4 protein-coding genes are annotated in these 7,618 nt (G+C 67.4%); 3 read left to right on the forward strand and 1 reads right to left on the reverse strand.

Translation table 11 applies throughout. The features are described from left to right. Positions 1-152: 152 nt before the first annotated feature. On the reverse strand, positions 153-4,202 hold the full coding sequence (gene purL / locus AC6LJ2_RS29720; RefSeq protein ID WP_445656764.1) for a phosphoribosylformylglycinamidine synthase: 4,050 nt from the start codon (positions 4,200-4,202) through the stop codon (positions 153-155). A gap of 366 nt (positions 4,203-4,568) precedes the next feature. On the opposite strand from purL, the gene AC6LJ2_RS29725 reads away from it, so the two are divergent. The 3 genes from AC6LJ2_RS29725 to AC6LJ2_RS29735 all read left to right on the forward strand — a co-directional run bounded on the left by AC6LJ2_RS29725 (position 4,569) and on the right by AC6LJ2_RS29735 (position 7,526). After that, positions 4,569-5,120, forward strand: a complete 552-nt coding sequence (locus AC6LJ2_RS29725) for a TRAP transporter small permease (RefSeq protein ID WP_263910791.1) — start codon at positions 4,569-4,571, stop codon at positions 5,118-5,120. Further along, complete coding sequence (locus AC6LJ2_RS29730) at positions 5,117-6,415, forward strand: TRAP transporter large permease (protein ID WP_263910792.1); 1,299 nt, start codon at positions 5,117-5,119, stop codon at positions 6,413-6,415. The genes AC6LJ2_RS29725 and AC6LJ2_RS29730 overlap by 4 nt, the downstream gene beginning before the upstream one ends. An 82-nt stretch (positions 6,416-6,497) precedes the next feature. Further along, a complete protein-coding gene (locus AC6LJ2_RS29735) occupies positions 6,498-7,526 on the forward strand; it encodes a DctP family TRAP transporter solute-binding subunit (protein WP_263910793.1) in 1,029 nt (342 codons plus the stop codon). The last annotated feature ends 92 nt before the right edge of the window (positions 7,527-7,618 follow it).

The raw sequence follows: 7,618 nt of genomic DNA on the forward strand, positions 1-7,618 counted from the left end.
TCGCTTGCTCGCACAAGCTGCTACGAATCCTGAACGCCATGGCCCGCTCCCAGCAACCATGGAACAGCCAATTGCACCTTCAGGCTGCTTGACTGGAAACACAGTTGCTCGGGGGGCAGCAAGCGCGCAACGCGCGTGCGGCGTGGGGGCTGTCAGCCGATCCAGACGCGGGCGTTGCGGAACATGCGCATCCAGGGGCTGTACGCACCGCCGGTATCCGCATTGCCCCACTTTTCCGGCGCCCACGACATCATGACGTTGCGGGTCACGCGTTCCGGGTGGGGCATCATCACCGTGAAGCGGCCGTCGGCCGTGGTGACCGACGTGAGGCCGGCCGGGCTGCCGTTCGGGTTGAACGGGTAGGCCTCGGTGGCGTTGCCGTAGTTGTCGATGAAGCGCGCCGCGGCCAGCACGCGGCCGGCGTCACCCTGCTGGGAGAAGTCGGCGTAGCCCTCGCCGTGCGCCACGGCGACCGGAATGCGCGCGCCTTCCATGCCGGCAAAGAAGATCGACGGCGACTTGGCCAGTTCGACCAGCGACAGGCGGGCTTCGTACTTTTCGGACTGGTTGCGCGTGAAGCGCGGCCAGTGCTCGGCGCCCGGAATCATCGGCGCCAGCGCGGCCATCATCTGGCAGCCGTTGCACACGCCCAGCGCAAAGGTGTCGGGGCGCGCGAAGTACGCGGCGAACTGGTCCGACAGCTTGCTGTTGAAGCGGATGGTGCGGGCCCAGCCCTCGCCGGCGCCCAGCACGTCGCCGTAGCTGAAGCCGCCCACGGCCACCAGGCCCTGTACCAGGCCCAGGTCGACACGGCCCGACAGCAGGTCGGTCATGTGGACGTCAACGGCCTCGAAACCGGCAGTGTCGAATGCCCAGCCCATTTCCACCTGGCTGTTGCAGCCCTGCTCGCGCAGGATCGCCACGCGCGGACGCTTGCCGGTGTTGATGAACGGCGCGGCCACGTCTTCTTGCGGATCGAAGGCGACAGAAGGCGTCATGCCCGGGTCTTTGGTGTCGTTCCAGACGTCCAGCTCGGCCTGGGCGCAAGCCGGGTTGTCGCGGCGCGACATGATGCGGTAGGACACTTCGCTCCAGGCGCGAGCGAGTTCGGCGCGCGGCTGGCCCCAGACCTTCTTGCCGTCGCGGTAGAACTCGATTTCGTCGGCGCCGTTCAGGCCGCCGATGACGTGCGAGTGGGCCGACAGGCCCGCACCGCGCAGCACCTGCATGACGGCGTCGCGCTGGGCGGCGGGCACCTGGATCACGGCGCCGGCTTCTTCCGAGAACAGCGCCTTGAGCGTGAGTTCTTCGCGCTGCACGGCCACTTGTTCCGGACGGATCTTGTAGTCGCCCCAATCGGCCGATTGCGGGTCGAAGGTGAGCATGTCCAGGTTGACCGAGATGCCGGTGCGGCCGGCAAAGGCCATTTCGGCCAGCGTGGCGAACAGGCCGCCATCGGAGCGGTCGTGGTAGGCCAGCAGCGTGCCGGCTTCGGCCAGCGTGCGGATGGTGACGAAGAAGGCGCGCAGGGCTTCGGGCGAATCGATGTCCGGCACGGTTTCGCCGACCTGGTTGTAGGCCTGGGCGAGGATCGAGCCGCCCATGCGGTGCAGGCCGCGGCCCAGGTCGATCAGGATCAGCACGCTGTCGCCGGCGTCGGTGCGCAGTTGCGGCGTGAGGCTGGCGCGCACGTCGCCCACCGGTGCAAAGGCCGTGACGATCAGCGACACGGGCGCCACCACCTGGCGCTGCTCGCCGTCCTGTTCCCAGGACGTTTTCATGGACAGGGAGTCTTTGCCGACCGGAATCGACAGGCCGGCGGCCTGGCACAGTTCGCTGACGGCGGACACCGTGTCGTACAGGGCGGCATCCTGGCCGTCGACGCCGCAGGCGGCCATCCAGTTGGCGGACAGCTTGATGTCTTCCAGGCGGGCCACGTCGGCGGCGGCCAGGTTGGTCAGGGCTTCGGCCACGGCCATGCGGCCCGAGGCGGGCGCGTTCAGCATGGCGATGGGGGTGCGTTCGCCCATGGCCATGGCTTCGCCGCGGAAGCCTTCGTAGTCGGCCAGGGTGACGGCGCAATCGGCCACCGGCACCTGCCACGGGCCGACCATCTGGTCGCGGCTGGACAGCCCGCCCACGGTGCGGTCGCCGATGGTGATCAGGAACGACTTGTTGGCTACGGTGGGGTGGCGCAGCACGCGCAAGGCGGCTTCGGTCAGGTCGATGCCGGCCAGGTCCAGGGGTTCGGACACGCCGGGCAGGCGGCGCACGTCGCGCGTCATGCGGGGCGGCTTGCCCAGGATGACGTCGATCGGCACGTCGACCGGGCGGACTTCGGCGTCGCCTTGCGGGCGGATGGCGTCCAGGCCGGGCAGGCCTTCGCCGTCGACCACGCGCAGCTGGCGTTCTTCGGTGGCCACGCCCACCACCGCGTAGGGGCAGCGTTCGCGGCGGGCGATGGCGTCAAAGCGTTCGAGGTCGCGCGGCAGGATCGACAGGACGTAGCGTTCCTGGGATTCGTTGCTCCAGATTTCGGCGGGCGACAGGCCCGATTCTTCGAGGGGCACGCGCTTCAGGTCGAAGATGGCGCCGCGGCCGGCGTCGTTGACCAGTTCAGGGAACGCGTTGGACAAACCGCCCGCGCCCACGTCGTGGATCGCGATGATGGGGTTGTTTTCGGCCTGCTGCCAGCAGCGGTCGATGACTTCCTGGGCACGGCGTTCAAGTTCGGGATTGCCGCGCTGAACGGAATCGAAATCCAGCTCGGCCGAGTTGCTGCCCATGCTGATGCTGGAGGCGGCGCCGCCGCCCATGCCGATGCGGAAACCCGGGCCGCCCAGCTGGATCAGCAGCGCGCCGGGGGGAATGACGTCTTTGTGGGTCAGGCCGGCGTCGATGCTGCCCAGGCCGCCCGCGATCATGATGGGCTTGTGGTAGCCCCAGCGCGTGCCGCCCGCGCTTTGCTCGAACGAGCGGAAGTAGCCCAGCAGGTTGGGACGGCCGAATTCGTTGTTGAACGCCGCGCCGCCGATGGGGCCGTCGATCATGATGGACAGGGGCGAGGCGATGCGCTCGGGCAGGCCGTGGTGGTCGGCTTCCCAGGGTTGCAGGGCATCGTCGAAGCGCAGGTGCGACACGGTGAAGCCGGTCAGGCCCGCCTTGGGCTTGGAGCCGCGGCCCGTGGCGCCTTCGTCGCGGATTTCGCCGCCCGCGCCGGTCGAGGCGCCGGGGAACGGCGCGATCGCGGTGGGGTGGTTGTGCGTTTCGACCTTCATGAGGGTGTGCACGGTGGTGTCGCGGCGGATGTACCTGGCGCCGTCGACGCCCTCGCCCGTGACGCCGGGCACGCCGGCCTGGAAGCGCTGCGCCGGACCGCCGGCCATGATGGCGGCGTTGTCGGAATAGGCCACCACGGTGCCTTCGGGCTGCGCCTTGTGGGTGGCGCGGATCATGCCGAACAGCGTGTTGGGCTGTTCCTGGCCGTCGATCACCCACTGGGCGTTGAAGATCTTGTGGCGGCAGTGTTCGCTGTTGGCCTGCGCGAACATCATCAGTTCGACGTCGGTGGGGTCGCGGCCCAGGTCGGTGAACGACTTGGCCAGGTAGTCGATTTCGTCGTCGGACAGGGCCAGGCCCAGGGCCGTGTTGGCCTCGACCAGCGCCTGCGCGCCGCGCGCCTGGACGTCGACCTGGCGCATGGGCTTGCCGGCCAGCGGCTGGAACAGCGCCTGGCCGTCGAAGCTGGCGTCGACCACGGTTTCGGTCATGCGGTCGTGCAGGCAGTCTGCCGCGCGGGCCAGCATGGCGTCGTCGAACGACTTGGTGCCCAACAGGCCGCGTTCGGGAGTGATGGTGTAGCGCACGCCGCGTTCGATGCGGTGCACGGCCGACAGGCCACAGTTGTGGGCGATGTCGGTGGCCTTGCTGGCCCACGGCGAAATGGTGCCCAGGCGCGGAATGACCAACAGGGCCAGGCTCTTGGCGGGGGCTTCGCCTGTGGCGGGGGTGCCGTAGTCCAGCAATTGGGCCAGGTGTTGCTGCTGTTCGGCCGTCAGGGCGGCGTCGGTGCTGACGAAGTGCTCGTAGCGGGCGGAGATGTCGGCCACGGGCAGGCCGGCTTCCTTCAATTGCGCCAGCAGGCGGTCACGACGAAAGGAGGACAGGACAGAGGAACCAGGCAGATGCTGAACTAGGGACACGATGCGGGCGCCGTATAAGGAGGGGAGCAAAGAAAAGGGATTTTACCTGTTTAAGGGGTTTTCCCGGAGCCGGGATTACCGCAACCCCGATCCGGCCTCTCGCCGCGCCCTTCCGGACGATGTTACAAAAGAATTCCGCGACGCAACGGCGCGACTGCTGCAAAGCAATATCGGCACCAAACCCCTGCCCGCCACCCGGTATATCGCTCCAGCCGGGTTCCAGCCCCCGTCCCCGCTATTGCAATGCACCATGTTGCGGCCATACCGCAGCGCGGGAAAACACGAACACCGGCGCCCGCGCCCCGACGGTAGGATGCAGCGACCCTATAACTAGAAAGCGCCCTGCCGCGCTGGCCGTTGCCTCACATGTCACGCCCCGAAGCCCCCGTCGAGCCTGTTGAACCGATCATCCCCGCCGAAACAGACCCCGCCGTGAAAGTGCCGCTGGCCATCGAGGACTGGCTGGCCGTGATCCTGTTGGGGGCCCTGGCCACCATCACCTTCCTGAACGTGCTGGTGCGCTACTTCACCGACCAGTCGTTCGCCTGGACCGAGGAAATCTCGGTCTTCCTGCTGATCGTGCTGACCATGGTCGGGGGCAGCGTCGCCTTCGTGCGCAACCATCACATCCGCATCGAGATCCTGGCCGACAACGGCTCGCCCCGTCGCCAGCGCATCATGGCGCTGATTTCCAACGGCTGCGTGCTGGCATTCTTCGTGCTGCTGACCGTGCTGTCGGTCAAGCTGGTGGCCGACGAATACCTCTACGAAGAAACCTCGCCGGCCATCGGCGTGCCCACCTGGTGGTATTCGATCTGGCTGCCGATCATGGCCGCCGCCATCTCGCTGCGCACGCTGGGCACCCTGCGCCGGCTGATCCAGCGCAAGGACGCAACGGGCCAAGGGGGCCAGGCATGATCGCCGGCATCCTGTTCGCGGTCTTCATCGCGCTGATGCTGATCGGCGTGCCGGTCGGCGTGGCGCTGGGCATCGGCGGCACGGTCGCCATCGTGCTGTCCAACCTGGACACGCCCTGGTATGGCCTGTTGACCGTGCCGCAGAACTTCTACGCGGGGCTGGCCAAGTACCCGCTGCTGGCCATTCCGATGTTCGTGCTGGTCGGCTCGATCTTCGACCGCTCGGGCGTGGCCAGGCGGCTGGTGGATTTCGCCATCGCCATCGTCGGCCGCGGCCCCGGCATGCTGCCGCTGGTGTCGATTGCCGTGGCCATGTTCCTGGGCGGGATCTCGGGTTCCGGCCCGGCCTGCGCCGCCGCGGTGGGCGCGGTGATGATCGCGGCCATGTCCCGCGCCGGCTACCCGGGCTCGTTCTCGGCCGCCGTGGTCGCCGCGGGCGCCGCCACCGACATCCTGATCCCGCCGTCGGTCGCTTTCATCATCTATTCGGTACTGGTGCCCGAAGCCTCGGTGCCGGCGCTGTTCGCCGCCGGCATGGTGCCCGGCATCCTGGCCGGCCTGGCGCTGATCGTGCCGGCCGTGTGGCTGGCCCGCAAGCACAAGATGGGCATGCTGGAAGCGCACCTGCCGCGCCCGCCGTTCTGGAAGAGCCTGCGCGACGCCTCGTGGGGCCTGGCCGCGCCGGTGCTGATCCTGGGTGGCATGCGCATGGGCTGGTTCACGCCCACCGAAGCCGCGGTCGTGGCCGTGTTCTACGGCCTGTTCGTAGGCATGTTCATCCACCGCACCATCAAGCTGCGCGACCTGTACACCATCCTGCGCGAAGCCGCCGAGCTGTCCGCCGTGATCATGCTGGTGGTGACGCTGGCCGGCATCTTCGCCTGGGCTTTGTCCACGCTGAGCGTGATCGACCCGATCACCCACGCCATCGTCAATTCCGGGCTGGGCGAATGGGGCGTGCTGGCGCTGCTGATCCTGTTGCTGATGACCGTCGGCATGTTCCTGGACGGCATCTCCATCTTCCTGATCTTCGTGCCGCTGCTGATGCCGATCGCGAAGGCCTATGGCTGGGACCCGGTGTGGTTCGGCGTGATCCTGACGCTGAAGGTGGCGCTGGGCCAGTTCACCCCGCCGCTGGCCGTGAACCTGATGGTGTCGTGCCGCATCGCGCGCGTGCCGATGGAATCGACGGTGCGTTGGGTGGTGTGGCTGCTGGGCGCGATGTTCCTGGTGCTGGTGGCGGTGCTGGCGTTTCCGCAACTGGCGCTGTGGCTGCCGCACAAGCTGGGTTATTGAGGGCGCCTGGCCGGGTATGCGCCCGGGCAGGCATGGCATGCATGACAACAACAGACAAACCCGCAAAGAGAGGAGACGCAACATGAAATTCCGCAACCTGATCGGCGCCGCCCTGTGCGCCGCCGCCGTGGTCGGCGCGCCGGCAGCGCTGGCGCAGAACTACAAGGCCGAATACAAGCTCTCCATCGTCGTGGGCACCACCTTCCCGTGGGGCCAGGGCGCCGAGATCTGGTCCAACCTGGTGCGCGAGCGCACCCAGGGCCGCATCAACATCAAGGTCTATCCCGGCACCTCGCTGGTACAAGGCGACCAGACCCGTGAATTCACTGCCATCCGCCAGGGCGTGATCGACATGGCCGTGGGCTCGACCATCAACTGGTCGCCGCAGGTCAAGCAGCTGAACCTGTTCTCGCTGCCCTTCCTGATGCCCGACTACGCCGCCATCGACGCGCTGGTACAGGGCGACGTGGGCAAAGAAATGTTCAAGCTGATCGAAAAGGCCGGCGTCGTGCCGCTGGCCTGGGGCGAGAACGGCTACCGCCAGATCAGCAATTCCAAACGCGAGATCAAGCGCCCCGAAGACATGAAGGGCATGAAGCTGCGCGTGGTGGGTTCGCCGCTGTACATCGACACGTTCACCGCGCTGGGCGCCAACCCCACCCAGATGAGCTGGGCAGACGCCCAGCCGGCGCTGGCCAGCGGCGCGGTCGACGGCCAGGAGAACCCCCTGTCCATCTACACCGGGTCCAAGCTGTACACCGTGGGCCAGAAGTACCTGACGCTGTGGAACTACGTGGCCGACCCGCTGATCTTCGTGGTCAACCGCGAGGTCTGGAATTCGTGGTCGGAAAAGGACCGTGACATCGTGCGCCAGGCCGCGCTGGACGCCGGCAAGCAGCAGATCGTGATCGCGCGCAAGGGCGTCACGCCCGAAGACCCGTCGCTGCTCAAGGAAATCGAAGGCCACGGCGTGACCGTGACGGCGCTGAGCCAGGCCGACCACGACGCGTTCGCCAAGATCACCCAGCCCGTCTACGACAAATGGAAAAAGCAGATCGGCGAAGACCTGGTCAACCTGGCCGAGAAGTCCATCGCCGCTCGCAAGAAATAAGCAGCAAGCCCCAGGGGAACGGCGGCGCAAGCCGCCAACCGAGGCAGGGACATAGATCCCGCCCACCAAAAGACGGGCGCCGGCCACAAGCC

Source organism: Achromobacter sp. 1014246743, assembly GCF_059760725.1.